At 56.0% G+C, this 22,097-nt stretch carries 14 protein-coding genes and 1 pseudogene; 4 read left to right on the top strand and 11 right to left on the bottom strand.

What is annotated here, in order from left to right; translation table 11 throughout:
• Positions 1–33: 33 nt before the first annotated feature.
• A complete protein-coding gene (gene smc / locus HMPREF2609_RS07330; protein WP_070536096.1) occupies positions 34–3,651 on the bottom strand; it encodes a chromosome segregation protein SMC in 3,618 nt (1,205 codons plus the stop codon).
• Between the two features lie 444 nt (positions 3,652–4,095).
• Here smc and HMPREF2609_RS07325 point away from each other — a divergent pair, with 444 nt between their 5' ends.
• The 3 genes from HMPREF2609_RS07325 (at position 4,096) to HMPREF2609_RS07315 (ending at position 9,497) form a co-directional block, all read left to right on the top strand.
• The gene (locus HMPREF2609_RS07325; protein WP_070536093.1) at positions 4,096–5,169 is read left to right on the top strand and encodes a 3-oxoacyl-ACP synthase III; all 1,074 of its coding nucleotides are present in this window, start codon (positions 4,096–4,098) and stop codon (positions 5,167–5,169) included.
• Positions 5,170–5,302: 133 nt separating this feature from the next.
• The gene (locus HMPREF2609_RS07320; protein WP_070536090.1) at positions 5,303–8,233 is read left to right on the top strand and encodes an alpha/beta fold hydrolase; all 2,931 of its coding nucleotides are present in this window, start codon (positions 5,303–5,305) and stop codon (positions 8,231–8,233) included.
• A 115-nt stretch (positions 8,234–8,348) separates the two neighbouring features.
• Entirely contained in the window at positions 8,349–9,497 is a 1,149-nt protein-coding gene (locus HMPREF2609_RS07315) for an NAD-dependent epimerase/dehydratase family protein (protein ID WP_070536087.1), read from the top strand.
• Between the two features lie 8 nt (positions 9,498–9,505).
• Here the strand turns inward: HMPREF2609_RS07315 and mutM are convergent, their stop codons facing one another.
• The 10 genes and pseudogenes from mutM to HMPREF2609_RS07265 all read right to left on the bottom strand — a co-directional run bounded on the left by mutM (position 9,506) and on the right by HMPREF2609_RS07265 (position 21,127).
• Entirely contained in the window at positions 9,506–10,504 is a 999-nt protein-coding gene (gene mutM, locus HMPREF2609_RS07310; RefSeq protein ID WP_070536084.1) for a bifunctional DNA-formamidopyrimidine glycosylase/DNA-(apurinic or apyrimidinic site) lyase, read from the bottom strand.
• Positions 10,505–10,582: 78 nt separating this feature from the next.
• Entirely contained in the window at positions 10,583–11,269 is a 687-nt protein-coding gene (gene rnc, locus HMPREF2609_RS07305; RefSeq protein ID WP_070536082.1) for a ribonuclease III, read from the bottom strand.
• A 17-nt stretch (positions 11,270–11,286) separates the two neighbouring features.
• Positions 11,287–11,490 (bottom strand): 50S ribosomal protein L32, encoded by a 204-nt coding sequence (rpmF, locus tag HMPREF2609_RS07300; protein ID WP_004004885.1) that lies wholly within the window; start codon positions 11,488–11,490, stop codon positions 11,287–11,289.
• A gap of 30 nt (positions 11,491–11,520) precedes the next feature.
• Entirely contained in the window at positions 11,521–12,048 is a 528-nt protein-coding gene (locus HMPREF2609_RS07295) for a YceD family protein (RefSeq protein ID WP_210391458.1), read from the bottom strand.
• A 207-nt stretch (positions 12,049–12,255) separates the two neighbouring features.
• Positions 12,256–12,753, bottom strand: coding sequence for a pantetheine-phosphate adenylyltransferase (gene coaD / locus HMPREF2609_RS07290; RefSeq protein ID WP_070536076.1), 498 nt, complete (start codon positions 12,751–12,753; stop codon positions 12,256–12,258).
• Positions 12,747–13,364: pseudogene (gene rsmD, locus HMPREF2609_RS07285) on the bottom strand (16S rRNA (guanine(966)-N(2))-methyltransferase RsmD); the annotation flags it as partial. The pseudogene rsmD and the gene coaD, both read right to left, overlap by 7 nt.
• 68 nt (positions 13,365–13,432) lie before the next feature.
• A complete protein-coding gene (locus tag HMPREF2609_RS07280; protein WP_246825613.1) occupies positions 13,433–16,729 on the bottom strand; it encodes an ATP-dependent DNA helicase RecG in 3,297 nt (1,098 codons plus the stop codon).
• A gap of 191 nt (positions 16,730–16,920) precedes the next feature.
• Positions 16,921–18,135 carry a DAK2 domain-containing protein gene (locus HMPREF2609_RS07275; RefSeq protein WP_070536071.1) on the bottom strand — a complete coding sequence of 405 codons (1,215 nt, stop codon included), beginning with the start codon at positions 18,133–18,135 and terminating at the stop codon, positions 16,921–16,923.
• Positions 18,136–18,190: 55 nt separating this feature from the next.
• Positions 18,191–19,276: a thiamine-phosphate kinase gene (locus HMPREF2609_RS07270; RefSeq protein WP_246825612.1), complete on the bottom strand. Its 1,086-nt coding sequence runs from the start codon at positions 19,274–19,276 to the stop codon at positions 18,191–18,193.
• 81 nt (positions 19,277–19,357) lie between these two features.
• Positions 19,358–21,127 carry a transcriptional regulator gene (locus HMPREF2609_RS07265; protein ID WP_246825616.1) on the bottom strand — a complete coding sequence of 590 codons (1,770 nt, stop codon included), beginning with the start codon at positions 21,125–21,127 and terminating at the stop codon, positions 19,358–19,360.
• A 275-nt stretch (positions 21,128–21,402) separates the two neighbouring features.
• Between HMPREF2609_RS07265 and HMPREF2609_RS07260 the strand changes: the two genes are divergently transcribed.
• Entirely contained in the window at positions 21,403–21,993 is a 591-nt protein-coding gene (locus HMPREF2609_RS07260; RefSeq protein ID WP_239662014.1) for a DUF3515 domain-containing protein, read from the top strand.
• Positions 21,994–22,097 lie beyond the last annotated feature (104 nt).

Raw genomic sequence — 22,097 nt, 5'->3', positions numbered from 1 at the left:
CCCACAGTATTTTATTTTGTGCCTAGAAAACGTTTAGAGAAGCTCGCGCAGCTCATCCATATTTTGTGAGATTACAGTCGAAACGCCGTTACGCATCGAAACGCCGTAAAGGGTTTGTGCAATCTGCATCGTACGTTTTTGGTGGGTTACCACGATGAGCTGCGAGCGCTCCCCCAGTTCTTGTAGTACTGTGAGGACTCGTCCTAGGTTGCGGTCGTCAAGGGCTGCTTCTACCTCGTCAAGGGCATAAAACGGTGAGGGACTTGCCATAAAGATGGCGATTAACAGCGCCAAGGATGCGAGCGATCGTTCTCCACCGGAAAGAAGCGAGAGACGTTTGACTTTTTTGCCCGCCGGACGGGCATAAATATCTACGCCTGAGTTAAGAATATCGTCAGAATCGGAGAGTTCCAGGCGTCCCTCGCCTCCGGGGAAAAGTATGCCGAAGATACGTTCATAATGCTCGTTTACGGTGTTGAATGCCTGCGTGAAAACTTCGGCAATGTGGGTGGTGACTTCGTCCATGACGGTCATGACATCGCCGCGAGATTTTTTGAGGTCAGCGATTTGTTCTCGCAGGTAGGTGTGTCGTTCGCTAAGCGCTTCGTATTCTTCGAGGGCGAGCGGGTTGATTTTGCCGAGCTTTTCGAGTTCGCGTTCGGTGGCGGCAAGCCGTGTTTGAATGGTCTCGGTGGGTACGTAATCTTCGGCGTTTTCGTCTGGGTTGGGGTGTGTCTGCAGAATTTCGTCGAGAGGCAGCTGGGTCAGAAGCCGTGAGCGTTCTGCCAGAGTTTCACGACGGGTTTCGAGGCGTGCGAGTTCGGTTTCGGCGCGCGAGATGAGGGCGAGGGCTGCTTGGTGGGCTGTCGCAAGGTCTTGTTCTTCGGTGTAGGTTTCGGCGCGTTGTTCGGCGGTTTCACCCATGCTGCGCGCGATTTCGTCAAGACGATTTTTCCAGGTTTCTGCTTCAGTGGTTAGAGCATCAACTAGCGCGTGAGCTTGGCGCTGTTGTGAACGTGCTGCGGTAGCTAGGCGATGCGCTTGCTCGCGCGCTGCCTGCGCTGCGGTGAGAGCACGTTCTGCACGGCTATAAACCTCCCGGGTGCGTTCCATTGAGGCTTCTGCAGCATGCATTTCGGCGACTCGTTGTGCAGCTTCGGCCTGGATGCGGGCATGGTGCTGTTCTGCCTTATGCAGTGTTTTGCGTGCCTGCGCGAGAGAGCCTTCGAGATCGGCAGGGTTATCCGGGGTACCATCGGCTTCGGCCTCTGCACTCCCCATGATGCTATGCGTTATACGAGCTTCTTCATGGGCGGTCAGCTCGTCGCGTGTCTGTTGGTATGCGCTCTGAAGTTCCTGTGCTTCATCTGCGGCATGGTGCAGTTTTTCGGCAGCGCGCGCGATCTCGGCATGCAGACTTTCGGATCGACTTAGGATGCGTGCATGCTCCGCCTCGGCCCGGGCGCGGGCGGCACGGGATTCGCCTAGAAGTTTGGCGGTGCCGCGTTCCGCATCGAGTGCATCGGTGAGAGCGCGTTCGGCGGCCGTAAGTTTTTTCTTGGCACGGTTGAGTTTTTCTAGAGCTTTTTCGGCGTCGTCACAGGCGGCCTGCGCGGCGGCGGCAAGTTCGAGGGCACTCTGTTCGTGTGCCGGGTGCAGAACACTGTAGGCGGTGTATTCGATTCCCTGCCTGTCGTAAACACGGTAAGCGCCGGCGGTAAGTGCCAAGGCAGCTGCGGGCGCATCCTGCACAAAGTAAACTCCGTGCAGGCGTGCGTAGAGTGCCGCGTTAAGAGCTGTGCGGGCGGGTTTATCGAGTAGATTCTCTGCCGAGTCTGTGGCAGGAGTAATGACTGTAAGCGCCGCTACGGCATCTGGCACATCTGGAAGGCCCAGAGTTTTTTCCGCTAATTCTTCTGTCTTTCGAGATGTCTTCTTAGTCTTCGCTGTCTTCTTCCCAACATCAGAGATAAGACGAGAAATATGGGTGTCTTGCGGAGCGTTGATTGCCGCCGATGCAAAAGCAGCCAGCGCGGCAGAGGCGGCGCGCTCCCAGCCTTTCGCGATGGTAAGAACCTCGAAAACACGCACAAGCTGATCAAGATGCGCTTCCGAGATATTATCGGTTATCTCTAGACTTTGCCCAAGGGCTTCTCGCAGAGTTGCGGCACGTTCATGGGCACCAGCATATGTTTGGGAGGCCTCTAATACCTGGGCACGAACCTTCTCACGGGTTTCTTCGGCTTTAGTTCGTACGCTAGCGGCGGCGGCGAGATCCCGCTGGTGAGTTTCTTCTTCCGCTGCCGCCGTCTGCAGGGCAGCCTCTGAGTGCGCTACAGTCTTAGCCATACGCGCAGATTCGGCGGTCAAGTCTTCGTGTTCAGCACGGCGGGTCTCTTCCACGGCACAAGCGCGTTCATAGGTGGCGCGTGCCACGGCGGTAGCTTCAGCAAGTTCGGCGCGGCGTTTCCTAGCGCGGTCACGCTCAGCCTCGCGTTTAGTACGAGTTTTTTCCAAAGCGGCGAGAGCGCTTGTAAGTTCCTGTACTCGACGTTCAGACTCCTGAGCCTCCGTCTGCGCTTTTTCGTGCTCAACAACCGCGCTGTCACGATTTTTTTCATCCTCTGCAAGGCGTTGTGCACAGCGCTCAACTTCCTGCCGATAGTCTTCAAGAGCAGGAGCGTTTTCTTCCGCTTGGGCACGCTCAGCCGCTACCGCGATTACCGCGTTAACCCGTGCCACAAGCTCGCGGATGCGCGCTAAGTGAGTGTTCACCTCCGCTTGCTCGCGGCGGGCTGATTCAAGGTTCTCGTCGAGGGTTTTTCGCCGCGTCCGTATTTTTTCGCTGCGCTCATCGAGTTCATGCGCCTGCTCACTCGTATCGCTAAGTCGCCGGTTCTGTTCCTGTACTTGGGCGTTGAGCGCATGGGTTTCTCGGGCGATTAGTATGCCATGCAGCTCGCGGATGCGCGCTTGCAGTTCACGCGCGGTTGCCGCAGACTCTGCCTGATCCCCAAGCGGTTCCAACTGGTTGCTGAGCTCGGCAGCCAAGTCGTTCAAGCGGGTCAGATTAGCACTCATGGCCTCAAGTTTGCGGGCGGTTTTATCCTGACGGCGGCGGTATTTTAGGATCCCGGCGGCCTCTTCCATAATTTCGCGGCGTTCGGCGGCAGAGGCGTGCAAAATTTTATCGAGCTGCCCCTGTCCGATAAGCACGTGCATCTCACGCCCCATTCCAGCTTCCGCGAGAATATCATGCACATCGGACAGACGAGCAGGCGACCCATTAATCTCATATTCGCTGCCACCGGCACGGAACATAGTACGTGAGATTTCGACAGTGTCGGCGGGTATCGACAGCGCACCATCCGTATTATCTAGGCGCAAAACAACTTGGGCACGCCCTAATTGGGATTTTCCGCCGTTTTCGGCTCCACTCGTACCAGAACCCGCAAAAATAACATCCTGCATGGAACCACCGCGCAGAGTTTTTGCCCCCTGCTCCCCCATAACCCAGGCGAGCGCATCCATAATATTTGATTTTCCCGAGCCGTTAGGTCCTACCACAGCGTTAATGCCGGGTGCGAATTCAAATGTGGTGGACGATGCGAAAGACTTGAAGCCGCGTAGGGTGAGCGAAGTCAGGTGCACGGATTGCCTTTCATCGGGTGGAAACCGCGCCGGGGTTTTAGCAGGCGCAGAGTAGTTCTATTGTACTCAGATGCATCATCAGCGTTCCGGGCGTGAAACGAGCTCATCCAGATTTTAAGGATGCACAACGGACGTTGCCCGGCTTTAGAAAAGTTTGCATCCTGAACTGCCGGGAAGCGTCGGCTTCCAGTTGAAGGTCTTAAGCGATAGGTGAACGAATATTCCGTATCTCGAAGCCGCCAAGGGCTGCACAATAACTTTACGCCTTGATATTCTAGGGATGTCTGCCATGCGGCGCACGGAGTCATGAATGCGGAATTTCGGACTTTAGGGCGCGGGTACGGTAGATTTAACTAAGTCGACGATGCGGGGAGCGTACCAGCGCCTCCGCTATTTCTTCGTTGTACCCATCATAGACGTACCTCCCTGTAAAGGTCATACAGATTGTCCAAACACACTGCAGCCGCGACTTCTGATGCAGATAAGCCCGGCGTAAATTCTGATATCCGGCATCGTAACGCTGCTTTACTTTCTATCGCGCATGAACTTCCTCCCCGTGTAGTTACAAGCTCATATTTTGACGAACAATTGTCCAACACCTATAAGCGTCTGAAGATGCCTAAGGGGTTACTGGAGCGTCTGGCGGGTATTAGCGAACGTCGTGGCTGGGCTGAGGGTCAAACTTTTGAAGATGGTGCCGTTGCTGCAGCAGAGAAAGCGCTTCAAGCTGCGAAGGTTGACCGGGACCAAGTGGGGCTGCTCATTAATGCTTCTGTAACCCGCGACAATTTTGAACCCGCAGTATCTGTGGGTATTCATGACCGCCTTAATCTGCCTCGTCACGCCCTAAACTTCGATATTACGAACGCCTGCCTAGGGTTTGTAAACGCTATGACTGTGGCGTCTACGATGATCGATTCCGGTGCTGTTGACTACGCTCTCGTTGTTGCCGGTGAAGATCCTTCCCCGTGGCATCGTACCGCCCTGCGGATTTTGAGTCAGCCTCATACATCTCGTGAGGATGTGCTCGCCCAGTTTGCTACCCTCACCCTCGGCTCGGGTGCGGCGGCGGCGGTACTCGGTAAGGCAGATGCGCATCCCGAAGGGCACCGCATCATCGGTTCGGTATCGCGTGCGGGAACTGAGCATCGTAATCTGTGCATTGGCGGTGAAGCTGATCAGGGCATGAATACTGATGCCGCTGGTCTTCTTGAGCATGGTCTGCAGCTGGTAGCTCAGGCTTGGGAACAGGCTCATGAGGACGGTTGGGAGTGGACCGATATGGATTCCTATGTGACTCACCAGATTTCTAATGCTCACACCAACGCTATTATCGAAGCCGTAGGAATTAAACGTGACCGTATTCCGCTGACTTTCCCCGTTTGGGGTAACGTAGCGGCAGCGGCACTGCCCATGACTCTTGCGGAATGCGCCCCCACCTATAAAAAAGGTGACCGTATTCTATGCATGGGTGTGGGTTCCGGTTTGAATACTGCGCTCATGGAAATCAACTGGTAATGTGAATTAGTATCGTCTCATCGCGTGGGAGCCTCGGCAGGTGCGGGGCTCCTCACTGTATCGGTACATACCCCCACGTCAAGGTACTCTGAATATCACCGGCGACGAGCCGTCGCAACAGCAAGGACAGTATATGCGCCACCTTAACTTCCCGAAGACCCAACCACCATATAACCCACACGAGTGGACGGGCGTTGATCCTCGCTACTCGCACATGCTTGAGGTACCTACCACCGCCCCGATTGAGGTGCGGGCCACCCAGGCGCAGGCACGACGGTGGCATTACCTCGACAATACTCCAGCGCTTCAGGAACATGGGCTTGACCCTATCGGCACGATCCTGTGCGTACACGGCAACCCCACCTGGTCGTATCTGTGGCGTACCGTACTGGATGCCGGTGTGAACAGTACAGCACCGTGGCGTGTTATCGCTGTCGACCAGCTCGATATGGGGTACTCCGAACGCACTCACCTCGATCTGGAGGACGAACGGCGCTCGCTTGAAGACCGCATAGCAGACTTGAGCGATTTTACCCGCGAACTCGGGCTGGATAAAACCGATAAACCGGTGGTGACCCTCGCCCATGACTGGGGCGGTTTAATCTCGCTGGGCTGGGCGATTGAACACCAAAGTATTCTTTCGGGCGTCATGCTCACGAACACAGCCGTATATCACGATGGTGTTGAGCGCATCCCGGCGGCGCTGCGCCTAGCTTTGGGGGTTCACGAGCTGGGTACACGAGACTCTACAACTTTTCTAGACGTTACTCTGGGGCTGGCGCAGAACCAGGGCCGGGTACCCTCCGAAGGTGAGCCAGGCTCTTCGGAACGGGCTCTAGCCGGGCCACAGGAATCCCAACCGCGTGCGCTTTACCCCAGCAAACTTCACGAGGGGATTCGCCGCACCTACCGGGCACCCTATGCGCATCCGGCGTGGCGCGAAGGTATCCGCAATTTTGTGGGCGATATTCCCACGGGAACCGATATACCCTCATACGCTCATATGGTGCGCATTGCGGAAGGTGTTCGGGATTTGAAGGTTCCCGCGTTCTTCCAGTGGGGTACTAAAGACCCGGTTTTTCAGCGGCGCTACCTCTTCGATCTGATGGGTCGTTTTCCCCAGGCCAAGGTGCACCGCTACGAAAAGGCATCGCACCTAGTTGCCGAAGATGAAGATATTGCCGCCCCTATCTTTTCTTGGCTGGGGCAGAACTTCGGCACGCTCGTTGAGGGTTATCTAGAGAAGCCGGTCAACGCAGAGGCACAGCATCGTGAGGCGCGGCGAGCTTTGGACGAACGTATTCGGAATCTGAAAACTTCCGAAGAAGAAGCACACGAAGAATTCCGCCCGATGATAGCGGCGTTGAACGAACGCGCGCAGGACACCTCGCTCGCAATTGTAGATATGGACTCCGCAGGCGATGGAACCCAGGTTGCAGCACAGCTTACGTGGCAGCAGCTCGCAACGCATGTGGATGCGGCGGCGGCGCGCCTGCACGCCCTAGGGGTACGTCCCGGTGACCGTGTGAATCTGATGGTGCCACCTGGGTCACGCCTGACAACGCTTATTTATGCGTGCCTTAAACTGGGTGCTGTTATTGTGGTGGCGGATACCGGTTTGGGGCTTACGGGTCTTACGCGCGCGCTCAAGGGCGCCAACCCGCAATTTATCGTGGGCATTCCCGCCGCTCTCGCCGCCGCACGATCCCTGTTGTGGCCCGGGCACCGCATTTCCGTAGAACCGCTCGGTAAGTTCCAGGATCGGGTGCTCGGTGTAGAAGGTTCTGTCTTTGAGTCCGTTCACAAACGTTCGGCACGTTCTAAAACATCCGAAAACACACTCAGCGCCCCTATTGCCACTCCTGCGGTTATCGAGTTCCCCGACCCCGATCCGGATGCGGATGCCGCTGTCCTGTACACTTCCGGCTCAACCGGCCCCGCAAAGGGTGTTGTGTACACCCAGCGTCAGCTGGCGGGTATGCGCGATGCCATCGTCAACACCTACGGGTTCAAGTCCGGGTCAGGTCTGGTAGCTGGATTCGCGCCCTTCGCGCTTCTAGGCCCGGCTCTGGGCGCTACGAGTGTTACCCCGAAGATGGATGTGACCAAGCCCAAGACGCTCACCGCAACCGCGTTAGCCTCCGCAACCGAGGCGATTGGCGCATCCACCGTCTTCGCCTCCCCTGCGGCACTCGTGAACGTGGTGGCAAGCGCCTCTGAACTCACTGATTCGCAGCGCGCAGCCCTAGCGGAGGTCACCACCGTACTGTCGGCTGGGGCGCCTATTCCTGTTCCCCTGCTTGACGAACTCTCGAAGCTGGTGCCTCATGCCTCACTGCACACCCCTTATGGTATGACCGAGGGGTTGCCGGTTACCGATGTATCTTTGGATATGATTCGCCAGGCACTAGCTGAGGGAACCCCAAATACCGAGGGTGATATTCTTGATCCTTTTGCACGCGATGGAGTATGCGTGGGATACGCAGTCTATGGTGCGGCGGTGGCGATCGCTCCTTTGCAGGAGGATGGAACCGTGGCTTCGGAGATGACCCACGAACCGGGTGTGACCGGTGAGATTTTGGTATCGGCTCCCCATGTAAAAGACCGTTACGATACCCTCTGGGTGACCGAAGAACAATCGATTTCAACCCCTGGCTGGCATCACACCGGCGATGTGGGGCATCTGGATGCTGCCGGTCGTCTCTGGGTTGAGGGGCGCTTAGCGCATGTCCTTTTGACTGCCCAAGGTGTACTGACCCCGGTTGCCGCTGAGCAGTCCGCTGAGACCTTGGATGCAGTTCGCCGTGCCGCACTGGTCTCGGTCGGTCCTGCAGGCACAGCCGCACCCGTGCTCGTCATTGAGACCGCCAACCGCAAACTCAAGCAGGGTCAGGCACCCTTCGAGCTGAGCCGACAGATCCGCGAGCGCGTTCAGGACGATACGGGTATCGAGCTGGCGGCTGTGTTGGTTATCAAGGAGCATCCGACCGATATTCGCCATAACTCGAAGATTGATAGGCCTGCCCTTGGCGAGTGGGCTTCAAAGGTACTTGCGGGTGCTTAGTTCTTAAGATAACGGTGAGAGGATACGCAGGAAATCCGCCTGATATTTTTCTCCCGTTGTGTTTTCGCATATAGATTCTTGAAGATCAGGAGAAACCTGAATTTTGGAGGCTTTTATGGCTACCCCGGCTCCTTTAGCGGCTCGGTATACCGACCCTGCGCCGCGGTCTTTGCGTCCCGTCGGTGAATCGTATTTTGCTGCCCGTAGCGGCGAACGTGTGCTTATTACCGGCGCAAGCGGCATGCTCGGTCGTGAAACCGCCATCGCGCTGTTGCGTGCCGGGTATGATGTGCGCGTATTTCAGCGCAGTGATGCGGGTATTGCGGCACTGCTGCCGGATACGATACGCCCTCGTTTCGAGCAGATTCGCGGTTCTCTTAATAATGCTGAGGTTATTGAGCAGGCTCTTGTGGGAGTGGACGGCATTGTGCATGCCGCTGCGAAAGTCTCGGTTTCGGGCGATTGGGAGGATTACGAGCGTACCAATATTGTGGGCACGCAGGCTCTTCTGGATGCCGCTATAGAGCGTTCGATTTCTAAGTTTTTGTATGTATCTTCTCCTTCGGTTGCTCATGCCGGAACGGCTCTCATCGGCGAGGGGAACGGGGTGGCATCCCCCGAGCATGCTCGCGGAAACTATGCTCGTTCCAAGGCGACGGCAGAGCTTGCGGTTTTGGCGGCGAACGGCACGAAGCTCGCCTCGGGCTCTACCTTGCGCGTGGGGGCGTTACGCCCGCATCTGATTTGGGGACCGGGCGATACTCAGTTGGTGGAGCGCATCCTAGATAGGGCTCAGTCCGGGCGGCTTCCCCTGCTTTCCGGGGGCACAGGTCTGATCGATACGCTCTATATTGATAACGCGGCGGATGCGCTGGTACGTGGTTACGAGCGCCTAGAGTCAATAGCCGGGCGCGCGCTGGTGGTCACAAATGGTCAGCCCCGCACGATTGCTGAGCTGATGAGTGGTTTCTGCACGGCGGTTGGGGTTCCTGCGCCGCGTTTCTCGGTTCCCGCACCGACGGCGGCTTTTGTGGGGCGTTTGATCGAAAAGGTGTGGGGGCGTCTGCCGAAGTCGGTAACAGCCGGAGATGAGCCTCCCATGACCGAATTTTTGGCGGAGCAGCTTTCAACGGCGCACTGGTTCGATCAGAGGCTCACCCGCGAACTTTTACAGTGGGAGCCCGCCGTTACGATCGACGAGGGGTACCGTCGTCTGGGTCTTTTCTACGGGGATAAATATTCACGTTCCTCTTCAGCAGTGTAGGAAAAACGTTAGCTGATTTTTAGCCCGCGCGGGGTGCGTTGGCAGTGCGGGCAGCGGTATGAGGAACGGTTCATAAATGGTTCACGCATAATAATGCTAGTGCGCCCAGCCTCTAAGCACCGACGGCAGGGTTCGCCGGCACGGCCGTAAGCGTTCAAGGACCTATCAAAATAACCGGACTGCCCATTGACGTTCACATAGAGCGCATCGAAACTGGTCCCGCCTGCGTGTAGCGCTTCGGTCAGTACCTGGTGTACGGCGGCGAATAGCTCCCGGGTTTGGGTGGCACTGAGAGATTTTGCGGGTTTTGCGTAGTGTATTCTGGCACGCCAGAGCGCCTCGTCCGCATAAATATTCCCGATCCCAGATACCACGGACTGGTCCAGAAGCAGGCGTTTAATGCCGCTGGAGGTGCGCAGCATGATGCGGCGAATCTTTGCCACATCAAAGTATGGATCTACCGGGTCACGCCCAATATGCTCAACAGCTTCAGGAACCAAGAACTCTTCCGATATTTCTTCCGCACCAGCGGGCGAAGTGCCCGCAGGAATGTCGGGAACTAGATTCGAAAGGAACATTCCACCAAAGATACGCTGGTCGACAAACCGTAATTCAGTGGCTTTATTGGTACTCTCACCATCGGCGGGTTCGAGTTCAAGTACGATTTTGAGGTGCTTCTCAGCGGGGAATTCTGGAGTCTTCACGAGTAGCTGCCCGCTCATCCCCAGATGAATAACAAGCGCATACGGCAGTAACGTGTCATCGCTGTCGCCACGCTTCGGGAAAGGTTCGTCTTCGGGTGCAGAGAGTGTCAGCCACATATACTTGCCGCGCCTATACGCCCCGCGAATACGGGTTCTTTCTAAACACGTCGTAAAATCCGCAGAACCCCCGATATGGCGGCGAATAGAGCGTTCATCGAGAATGCGTACCCGCTCGATTACACAACCGACAGCATGATGATGCACACCCTCACGCACAGTCTCAACCTCGGGTAGCTCCGGCATCTCTCTCCTTCACAGCGTCATGAACTCGCCACTCGGCGCATGAGCTAGTTTCTCCCACCGGGCGGCGCAAACTTATTTTTAGACTAGTATGCGATACGCAGCTTCTGCGGCGAGACGCTCTGCTTCCTTCTTGCTAGGTCCGCTTCCGGTACCTGCGGTCTGCTTTGCCACGATAGCGCGGGCAGTATACACGCGAGCATGGTCGGGGCCTTCTGCTTCGAGCTCGTAGGTTACATCTCCCCAAGACCGCGAGGTTACCAGCGTCTGCAGATCGGTTTTCCAGTCGCGTCCGGAATTGAGAATTTGCTCGTCTTCTAACATGGGCGCAATCAACCTCAGAACAAGCTCACGGGCGGCTTCCCGCCCCAAGCTGATGTACGTTGCTCCAAAGATAGCTTCCATGGTGTCGGCAAGAATCGAATCTTTATCGGCACCTCCCGTAAGCCTTTCCCCCTTACCTAGACGGATATGCTTACCCAGCTCTAGTTTACGGGCGGCTATTGCCAAAGCGGGAGCCGAAACCACCACATGGTGCAGTTTCACGAGCTCACCTTCGGGAAGTTCGGGGTGGCGGCGGTACACCTCCTCTGCAATGGCGAGAGAAAGTACAGAATCACCCAGGAACTCTAGGCGTTCATTATGCTCTACTCCGGGGTTTTCAAAAGCGTAGGAACGGTGTGTGAGAGACAGCAAAAACGTCTCGGCGTCAATATCGACACCGAGACGTTCAAGCAACTCCCCAGCTTCGCTAGGAATGTTAGTCATCAGGAATACTCGCGTGATTAAGCGTCGGCGACCTTACGGCCCTTGTATTCCAGGAACAGGGCATTGCCTGCAGCGTCAGTTACAACCTTTGCCTGGTGAGGCAGGCTGTAAGTCACGCGACCGTTTTCAACAGTCTTAACCAGCGGCGGCACAGATGCCTTCCACTGGGAACGACGCGCGCGGGTGTTAGCGCGGGACATCTTGCGCTTGGGAACAGCCACAGCTATCTCTCATTCTCTCGTAACAACAATTTAGTTTTCGGTATCCTCGCTCAGCAAGCCCTGTAAGGCTGACCAGCGCGGATCCAACACCTCGTGATGATGCCCGGGGTCTTCCTCCAAGCGCGCTCCGCATTCAGAGCACAGTCCCTGGCAGGTTTCCCGGCAGACGGGCTGGAACGGCAGTTGAAGGATTACTGCATCCCGCAGTGCCGGCTCAAGGTCAATAGATTCACCTTCAACGGCATACTGCTCATCGTCTTCGTCTTCGGGGCCGCCAGAGGGGGCCTTCTCGAAAACAAAAAGCTCTTGTATGTTGGTCGACATTTCGTAATCAATCGGATCCAAACATAGGCTACACTCGCCGTGTACATCCACTACGGTTGTGCCGCTTACCAGGATACCATCTACTACCGACTCCAGCCGAATGTTCAGGTCCATGTCGGTGCCTTCTTGTACACCAATCAGGGCATTACCCATATCAGCGGGTGCCTGTACAACCTCGTCGAGGGTTTCCATAGATCCGGGACGGTGCACCAGATTTTTGACTGACACCACCAAATCAGAGGAGTTTTGAGGTGAAATGGCATATCTCCTTATACAAAATGCTTAAACCAAAGAGATATTCTATCTTCTCAACCGCCGTTAATCAAGGTTCGGGCGGCAAACTATGACATTCGACGCATCAAAATTCACATAAAATACGCGCAAAACCCAGGAAAACGCCCTAGATCGTGGGAGAATCGCGCATAAAACTACGCAATCGTGTTATCGGCCCGATACCTGTGAGTGCTTAGCGACGAGCGAGTCCGAAACCACACGCGGCACATAAACCGAAACGTCGCCGCCTAAGGATGCAACCTCACGGATAATCGTTGAAGACACCCCGCCGAAACGGTCCTCCCCCGCCAAGAACACCGTCTCCAAGTTTGCCAAATGACGGTTCATACTCGCCATTGGAGCCTCATACTCGTAATCCGCCCCCGAGCGGAGGCCCTTAACAAGCACCTGCGCCCCGTGTTCCTGAGCCCACTGTGCCAAAAGTACCCCCGGCGGAATAACCTCAACCTTCGCGGTGGTAATACTGCGCTCTGCTAGGGAACACTCTACTAGGTTCACGCGCTCCGACAGAGAAAAAAGGTATTTTTTAGAGGAGTTATGCGCAACCCCCACGAGCACCTCATCAAAGAGCGTAGCGGCACGAGCAATAATCTCCAGGTGTCCATGGTGAATCGGGTCAAACGACCCGGGGCAGATAGCTAACATGAAGCATTCTCGCTTTCGGCGGGTTCAGAACCAGTATCCGTATATGATTCATCTGGTTCAAGATAGTACAGCACCGTCTCGCCATATTTCTTCATTGCAAACCGGCGCAGCTGAGAGCTCCACGCAGGTTCCGCATCGCGTGAGGAACGCTCCACGACCACGATGGCACCCTCCGCTAAATTCGGGGCGATGACACGCAAAATATCAAGAACCTGCTCTTGTGTAAACGCATATGGAGGGTCAAGAAATACAAGATCCCAGGGGCCGCTATGGACCGCTACATAGCTTTGCGCGCTCCCTTGAGTCACTCGGGTAATACCGGTTGCAGTTTTCGACGTTGCCGCAACATTTCGGCGGGTTATCTCACATGCCTTGGGGTGCTTCTCTACGAACTCGACGGATGCGGCACCCCGCGAGAGCGCTTCGCATCCGAGGGCACCCGATCCGGCATAAGCATCAAGAACACGCGCTCCCTGCACAACACCATAGCTCTCCAGTTTCGAGAAAAGTGATTCCTTCACTCGGTCGGTCGTGGGACGAGTGTTCTCCCCCGGCACCGAGGCAAGGCGTAGACCGCCAGCGGTTCCGGCAATAATACGGCTCATGCGTTCCTCACGTCTGTTCGTCGATAGTCTCTAGTGGCGGAGGCCCAAGGTAACAAAACCGCCAAACCCGTGTGTTAGCCACGCCCCAAAAATGCCTCACGGTCGGCATCAAGCGCCCGGTCAATCGTACGTGCCAAGTTCGGATGCTTCGCCAGCGTGGGATCCGCCGCGATCAGCGCCCGCGCATCCTCACGAGCGCGCTCAATAATGGTTGCGTCAGCGAGAGCCCTCAGGAACTTAAGGGTACTCTTCTTCCCGGACTGCGCGGCACCTAGGATATCACCCTCTCGGCGCTGCTGCAGGTCTATCTGCGAAAGTTTAAACCCGTCGGTGGTGGCCGCTACCGCGTCTAGACGTTCGCGAGATACCCCTCCCGCTTCTTGCCGGGTAACAAGCAAGCAGGTTCCGGCAAAACCACCACGCCCTACGCGACCGCGAAGCTGGTGCAGCCCGGAAATACCGAAGCGATCGGCGTCCATAATCATCATGAGGGTTGCGTTCGGTACGTTCACACCCACTTCAATAACAGTGGTGCTCACCAGAATATCTATCTCTCCGCGTTCAAACGCGGTCATTACAGCAGTTTTTTCCTCGGGGTCCATACGCCCATGCAGGCTTGCAATCCGGGTTCCAGTCAGCGCCGGATTCTGTTTTAGATAGGCGGTCATCGCAGTCACGGAAGTCAGGCGTATTTTGCCGTCAGAACTCTGAGAACCTTCACGCCCGGCATCGCCGAAGAGCTGCTGGCCTTCTTCAAGTTCTTCATCGTCATCGCCAATTTTGGGAACCACCACGTAGACCTGGTGCCCTGCATCGATCTCTTCGCGAGCGCGTGTCCACAGGCGATCTGCCCAGGTCGGTTTTTCCGCAAGCGGCACCACATGGGTTGCGGTCTGCTGCCGTCCGGCGGGCAGCTGATCGAGCACAGAAACATCAAGGTCACCGAACACGGTCATGGCGACGGTACGCGGAATGGGGGTTGCCGTCATCACCAGACGATGCGGCAGCTCGCCGTTGTTCCCACGCAGAGAGTCACGTTGTTCCACACCGAAGCGGTGCTGTTCATCGACCACAACCATGCCAAGGTCGCGGAAGGTGACCGCATCCGAAAGCAGGGCGTGAGTACCGATCACCACGTCGGCGGTGCCGTCGGCGATCTCGGCGAGTACGGCACGCTTGTGTGCACTAGGCATTGAGGCACTGAGTAGCCTAACCCGCACGCGATGCGCGGGTTTTTTACTTTCTTTTTGGTTTTGAGGGTGAAAAAGCGTAGTCTCATATCCCGGTATACCCTCGGTATCCGCTAAATCCCCAAGAATATCGAGGATCGAGCGGAAATGCTGTTCGGCAAGCACTTCGGTGGGCGCGAGCATCGCGGATTGCCCACCAGAGTCGGCTACCTGAAGCATAGCGCGAAGGGCTACCACCGTTTTGCCCGAGCCGACATCGCCTTGCAGAAGCCGATTCATGGGTGACGGTGAGGCGAGATCACGGGAAATTTCCTTGCCCACTCGCTGCTGCCCCTCGGTGAGCTCATAGGGAAGCACGTTCAGCAGAGCATCTGCTGCCCCATCCGGCAGGGCGGGCCGGGCCACGGTGGCGTGGGCAGCACGTGCGGCGTGTAACCGGGCCAAGGCGCTCTGCAGAACAAAGGCTTCCCGGTAGCGCATCTGAGCTTGAGCGGCACGCCAGGTGTCCTCACTATCGGGAGTGTGCAGGGCGCGATAGGTCCACTCCAGCGAAGGGACTTTTCGGGCGCGGCGTATTTTATACGGTATTGGGTCTTCAAGCTCTTTTAGGGGCACAGATTCGATGAGCTGAGCAATAGCGGTCGCGATGCGATCCGTTGGCAGTTTTACCGGAGCACGATAAACGGGAATGGGCGCTTCGGCCCGTTCGGGGGCGTTCGCATTTCCGTCGTCCGAAAGCAGGGCGTAATGCGGGTTTGTCAGTGTATACTCCCCGCGATAAATCCCTACCTTCCCGGAGAACATCATGGTTTCACCAGCGTGGATCTCGCGTGCCGCGGTCCATGCGTTGAAGAAGGAAAGCTTCATGGTGGAGCCCACCCGCCCGGTTCCTGATATATCCGAACCGCCGAATATATGTTGCGGCACGCCGAAGAGATTATTCCCGCCGCTCTGTTGTCCGTAGGAATCCGCATAGCCCGAGTAACCGGCGGAAGGCGCGGCTAATCCGCTCACACGCGGGTTGGTTTTACCCGCAGGCATTCGTTGCGGTGTATTGGCCCTGCCCTCGCGTACGGCGAAGGTACCTGATGAAGAACTATCGACCGAATTCTGGTCGGATTCTGCAAGGGTATCGGTAATCGTGACTTCGGTGATTTTTCCTCTGCGTGCCGCCATAGTTCGGGTCGAAACGTTCGTGACCCTGGCGATAATTGTCACGTCCTGTCCCTCAACAAGGTCGGCAAACCGGCTAAGTTCTCCGCGAGGCAAATACTTCCGTGGAAAATATTCCAGCAGCTCCCCCACCGTGCTTATGCTCAGGTGAGTTTTGAGGGCGCGTGCCGTTGCCACTGACAGGTAGCGTGTTAAGGGTGCGTTTTCCAGGCGTTTCTCATCGTTATAGTGTGCTAAAGCCCGCGACCGTGCGGCACGTTGCTGTTGCTTTTCTTGCTCTTGAGAAGAGTCCGAACTAGACTTTGTATTCCGTGCTCCCGCGGCTAACTTATCTGTTTTCTTAGGGGTATTTGGGTCAGCGGCTTTCTTGCGCGAAGGTTTCTTTCCCGGTGTCTTTACGGCGTTCTTCGGTTCGGCCTTTTCATGATGCGGCTCTTCTACAAGAGAAGCAAGATTATTGTTTTTCTCCGGAGAGATATCCGTGCTTAATTGCTTATGCGTAGAATTTTTTGGATTGGTTCGTGGGGGTTTCGCTTTCTTTGCTGCCGGTTTTTGCGGCTTGGTTTGTGTGCTTTTCTTGGTTTTTCCTCGGATAGACGTTCCACGCTGGGACGGTGCTTCGGTACGCGCCGTATACGCAATATCGGCAAGGTCGTACAATTCCGCTGTATCCATGCTTTGAGCTGCCGCACCCAAAGAAGCACTCAGAGCATCCACAATACGCTGATACTCCGGACTTTCACGCTGATGCGCAAGGGTGGAGAGCTCCGCTAACGTTTTAGTGCCGCGTGCATACTCGGCAAGGTCGCGAACCGTTACATATTCATGGGCTACAAGTTCGTCCTCAGAGAGAATGGCAGATGGTTTAGGGGCAGAATGCTCGGTATCGGTTGTTTGCTGTTTGGCAGCTTTTTTGGCCTGTCCAAGACCGCTTTCTAAAAATTCATCAGCAAAAAGGCTGGGAGTCGAGCCCTCATCATGCGCTTCTTTCGAGTTTTGAGGTGACACGTTTTCCCTCCTTTCTGCTCGCGGCACTCCGTCAACCCGAATACCTTCGGCTCGAACGGTCATATAAGACGTAGCGTAAGTTTAATACTACCGTTGCACATTTGGGGCACGCTACGAACCCCGTCAGCTCATGTCACCATGCAACGCATGTCCTGATCGCCCGCCCTCCCCGTGAACACAGGCTCTAGACATCAATCTTGAGAACACGATGGGGCGGCGCTCTCGTCCTCGTGAACAGTCAACGAGCTCACTCGTTCGTCCGCTAATACACCGTAATGAGCGATAACTTTGCGGGCTTCTTCCAAAGACGGCACGTGTACGTGTAAGGTCCACATATTGTTCTTGAAATCGAGCGGGGTGAGCAACAGCGAGTCGCCAAGCTCTTCTAATTCTGCTCGAAGCTGCACGAGAGTAAGGGGGTCTATAGTTAGCGTCCCCATGATTTCCCAGGTTGTCCCTGGGTTTTCCCGAGTACCGGTCGCATCAGTATGATGCTCTGCCTGGTCCTGCGTTCCTTCGGTCTTTCGCGCTTTCCGAGCAGAAGTACTGTTCGGCTTTGTAACATCTGTAGGAGGCTCCGCCAAGGCATAAACCTCCTGCGCAGGCATACGCGAGCTCATCCAGCGCGGATTTGATTGTACCGCTGCCAAATAAAAGCCCAGGGCACCTGCATCTACGTATCCCTTGAGTTCTGGCAGCGGCGGATTCTGCGCCGTGCCCTCAAGCGCTCGGCGCATCGTGGCGCGACGAAACTCTGCACGTGCCGTCACATCGGTAAGCTCCGATCCTGCACGATAGTGAAAACGGTAATCTGCGAGCGCAACCATAATCGCTACCATAGTGCCCTGCTCTAGGCTTTCATCCGCAATAATACGGCGTACTCGTTCGGCGGCAAGCGCTAACGCATAGCTCTCACGGTACGCGCTCTCGCGTGTACCGGTTTCCGTAACAGGTGTTTCGCGGTACATCGCCTCAAGATCCTGAAGAAGTGGCAGATTATGTGCCTCTTCGCCCAGCTCTTCTGCTAGACGGCCGGGAAAATTCCAGTAGGTACGCACTGCTTCCAACGCCCAGGCGCACAAGAGAGTTCCCGAATTGCCGCGAGCCATCCGGCTGGCTTGCACGAGAGCGTTCTCATAGATTTCCCCCAGACGTTGGTTAACGCTCTGTATATCCGTCGTGAGAGCGTGAAGATCGTGCAGAAGGGTATCAAGCCCTTCACTAAAGGCCTTATTGAGGGCGTCTAAGGTATACACCAAATTCGACCCCGTGTCCTGATCGGGAACAGGGAAAGCGTTTAGAGAGTTAAGTGTGTTGCAATATGCCCGCACCGTTGAGAGCGCCTCGCCAATCCACGTGACCCCGAAGTTAAGCGGGGTTTGTGCGGCAAAGTGCTCGCTCGTCATAACGTATCCTTCCCATCTAGGATTGGGTAACCGTGCTCTTTCTAGCATACGACGGTTATGCTCGGTAATGTTCCCAACCATAGTTTTGGAGCTCATATCCATCGCACAGAATTCGTGATGCACTTCGTTCTTGAGCACTGCAAGAGCCTAAAGCGACAAATCCCTCAGGAATCGTGGCACCCGCCGGAAAACATGCTAAAAGCCCGTGGTCCTCGCCACCGCCCAGAACGCATTCACGGGCCAGGCTGACCGCAGAATCACCATGATCGTTATGGGGCTGATGCTCAAGAATAAGACTTGCCACTGGTACCAGCTCACGTGCCAGCTCGGTAATCGCAGGATCATTGAACACGATATCGACGCCGGATGCTTCGGCAATTCGACGCGCGTCTTTAACGAGTCCGTCTGAAAGGTCTAGCATAGCGTTGGCGCCGTACGCTGCAGCGCGTCGCCCTGCGGGTATGGGCGATACGGGTCTTAGCTGATGGGTAACAGCGCGTTCGATACGTTCTTTCTCCGTAAAAGGCAGCTGCTCTATCGAGTCGAGAGAGCCTGTGGTTGTCAGTAGCCGCAGCCCGGCATCAGCCCACCCGGTACAGCCCGCCAAAGCTACGGTATCTCCCGGTTGCGCCCCAGACCTCAACACAGGGTTTTCGCATCGTCCAACAGCCGTTATGGTAACGCTGGCATCACGTGCGCTGCCTAGATCACCGCCGCCTACCGTACAGACTGTAGCGCCGCATGCATGCAGCGAGTCGAGGATACCGCAGGCAAAGTCTTCAACCCAACCATAGGGGGTTTCGGGTGGCAGACTTAGAGATACAAAAAGGCTAACGGGTTCAGCACCCATAGCCGCAATATCGGCAAGGTTCTGGGTGGTGGCTTTCCACCCTACCTCGTAACCACCGCTACACGGACCGGCAGGCCAGATATCGAGAAAATCTTGCCCATGTACCAGAGTATCTGTGGTGATAACCGTGCGTCGATTATCGCCCGTGAGCACTGCGCAGTCGTCACCGGGACCTACTTCAAGCACCGGTTCCTGCCCATGTGCGGAGACAACCTGGATTACGGAGCGGTTATGCTCATCCAGCATGGGCATAAACAATTGCAAAACACGAGACTCCCCCAGCTGAGCCAATGTGCTCTTCCGGAGTGAACTTTCCCGTGCTTTATGCTTTTTGATCCGAGGGTTCATTCCCCAATAATCGCCCATACCCTGTTACCTGGCACGGATAAAGTACCGAATCGCCACAATGGTAATCGCAAGAATTAGCAGGGAGAAGAACGCCAACGGCACGAAACCTGAGAGTCCAGGGCCACGAGAATCCGTTGAACGTTCCTGAACACTCTTAGGGCTATCGCCGTTCCGTTGAGCTTGCGAACCAGCGGACGTTGCGGGCGGACGAGCAACCGGGTTCACAGCAGATGGAACAGAATAAGAACCGTTTCTAGACTCCTGTGGGTTCGCCATTCTCAAAGTTGGCGAGCCATTCCGGGCGTTCTCTCCACGAGACAAATATCCCTGTACCCAGTCCGCGGCGCCGGGGAACGCATTGGGGAACCCTGAATTTGTTGCAAAACGCCCCAACGTCGCGATGCTATTGGGGAAGGGTTCAGCAGATGTAGACGGCGCGGGTGCTGGAGAGACATTGCTCGACGGCGTTGCCGAAGGGCTGGCATCTGGAGCTGGCGAATCGTCAGACCCCGGGTTTCCATGCCCCGAAGGGCTCGGGCTAGGAGTTGGAGCTGCCGATTCGGAAGCACTTGGGCTCGGGAACGGAACAGGCTGGCTAGTAGGCTGCTCCGAAGGCGCAGGGGTCCACCCAGGATCCTGAGACGGTGCGGGTGCGGGGTCTGCAGGAGTAGGTGTTACGGGCGACGGGGTCGGCGAGACCGGGACCGGTGCGGGGGTCACGGGTGTTGGCTTAGCCGGAGCCGGTGTTATGGGAGTGGGGGTAGGATACACCGGTGTTGGGTTGGCCTGTGTAGGCGTAGGGTTCGCCGGGACCGGTGTGGGATTCACCGGAGCAGGGTTAACCGGAGTCAGATCCGGACTAGGCACAATGGTCGGTACCGGATCAGGCGCAGGGGTAACTGGTGTTGGGTTGGCCTGTGTAGGCGTAGGTTTCACTGGGGCCGGTGTGGGATTCACCGGAGCAGGGGTTACCGGTGTGGGATTCACCGGAGTCTGATCTGTAGGAGCCGGAGTAGGCGTCACAGGAGTAGGGTTGGCAGGCACAGGCTCCGGGTTCACCGGGGTCGGATTAACCGGTGTGGGCGTAGGGGTTACTGGTGCGGGGTTCACCGGAGTCTGATCTGTAGGAGCCGGAGTAGGCGTCACAGGAGTAGCTGTTGGTTCTTCTCCAAGGTCCGGGGAAGCTGCCTCAGCGTCCTCAGCAGGAAGGTTCTGAACGGGAGCAGCAGGAGTTGGAGTTACAGCCTCTGTTTCAGAATCCTCAGTAGGAACTTCGACATCATAAGGCTGTGCCTGTGGACTCTCATACTCGGGGCTGACAGGCTGAACTTCCGCTTCATCTTCATCAGTTTTCTGAGCCGGGGTAGCTCGTTGCGCAGGGGTCTCGGTAGCCTCAGGAGTCCCGTCGTCCTGCTGGTCATAGTCAAGCGGAGGTGCAGCGGCAAACTCGGCACCTGCAATGGGAGATTCCGATTGCAGGGCAACGGCGGGTTGAGCAGCATAGGTCACGTTGCCCGAGGCCATGCCGTACATGGTCAAGGTAGCGGTTGCAGACGGCATGGGCATAGGAGTCACGGCATTTTTCTGACCTAAAGCTGCAAAGGTAGCTGGTACGGCAGGCTGCGTGATAGCTTGACCGGGCGCGGCAGCCTCAGAGGTCGCAGGATGGTTTGCGACCTTCCCGGAAGCGCCACGTGCCTCCTGTGTCAGCGTTGCGGCGATCGGCACACTACCGAATGCAATCAATGCAGTCGCTAGGCTAGCCGACGCTACTTTGCATTGTCTGTTTCCCAAAAAGTGTCCTTATACCGAATAGCTACCGAACAATATGCGTGCTTGGGTGAGCCTACACCCTAAATAACAAGGATGTGCTTCTCTCAAAAGTTTATCGAATTTTAAGAATCTTTTCACGATCAACTATTAACTGTTACTTTCATGGTACCTGGACTATGGGCAAATTGTCGTGACTTTGAGCTTTAAATTGGTATTCAAATTTTTGCTTTCCTCTGATCTGCCGCGCTATGTTTCTGCGACACGCCAGTGAATATACCGTACGTTAGAATGAGAGAGTGACTTTTACGTCTTTTAACTTTTTCGTCATGTCCCCAGCGAAGCGAGCAGGCTTGGGTCTTGCGCTCACCGGGGTGCTGTCACTCAGCGCGTGTGGAGCAGGCAATGTCAATCTTGATCCGGCTCCAGATGCCGCCAACCCCGTATGCGCTTATGCGATGGTTGCTATGCCAGAAAAACTCGTTGGCCTACAGCAGCGTGAAACTACGGCGCAAGGAACGACTGCTTGGGGCGAACCAGCCTCCGTGATTCTCAAATGCGGAGTTACCGTTCAGGAACCCGTATCGGACCCATGCGCTGAGGTCAATGGGATAGATTGGGTGCTGCGTCCCAAGGATGCGCCAGAGAACTCAGCACCGCCGGTCTCTGCGTCTTCCTCCGCTGCTGCAGGCCCTGAAAACCGTGCGACGGGAACGTGGACGGCAACCACGTACGGACGAACGCCCGCCATTGAAGTAACCTTCGACGCAGATAAGGTTTCATCATCAACTCTTCTTGCTGAGCTCAACTCGGCGGTCAAACAAATTCCGTCTCAGAAGAAATGCACGAACATCAACGATACTCTCAACGGTGTTAAAACCGGAAAATAGAGGATTCAATACCTCTGGATCCTTACCGTCAGTTCACTTCACGCAAACGCAAATTTTAGAGCCCTCAAGACCTAAGGTCTTGGGGGGCTCTAATGCTGGAATTT

The sequence above is a fragment of the Rothia sp. HMSC058E10 genome, from assembly GCF_001809415.1.
Classification (GTDB): Bacteria; Actinomycetota; Actinomycetes; order Actinomycetales; family Micrococcaceae; genus Rothia; species Rothia dentocariosa.
The sequence above is the reverse complement of the archived record's forward strand: the minus strand, read 5'-3'. Positions and strand labels throughout refer to the sequence as shown.

What these genes read in the sequence shown, in the direction of transcription:
- HMPREF2609_RS07320 (WP_070536090.1), top strand. Translation starts at nt 5,303, where the DNA reads ATGCGCCACCTTAACTTCCCGAAGACCCAACCACCATATAACCCACAC.
- HMPREF2609_RS07315 (WP_070536087.1), top strand. Translation starts at nt 8,349, where the DNA reads ATGGCTACCCCGGCTCCTTTAGCGGCTCGGTATACCGACCCTGCGCCG.
- mutM (WP_070536084.1), bottom strand. Translation starts at nt 10,504, where the DNA reads ATGCCGGAGCTACCCGAGGTTGAGACTGTGCGTGAGGGTGTGCATCAT.
- rnc (WP_070536082.1), bottom strand. Translation starts at nt 11,269, where the DNA reads ATGACTAACATTCCTAGCGAAGCTGGGGAGTTGCTTGAACGTCTCGGT.
- coaD (WP_070536076.1), bottom strand. Translation starts at nt 12,753, where the DNA reads ATGTTAGCTATCTGCCCCGGGTCGTTTGACCCGATTCACCATGGACAC.
- HMPREF2609_RS07275 (WP_070536071.1), bottom strand. Translation starts at nt 18,135, where the DNA reads ATGACGAGCGAGCACTTTGCCGCACAAACCCCGCTTAACTTCGGGGTC.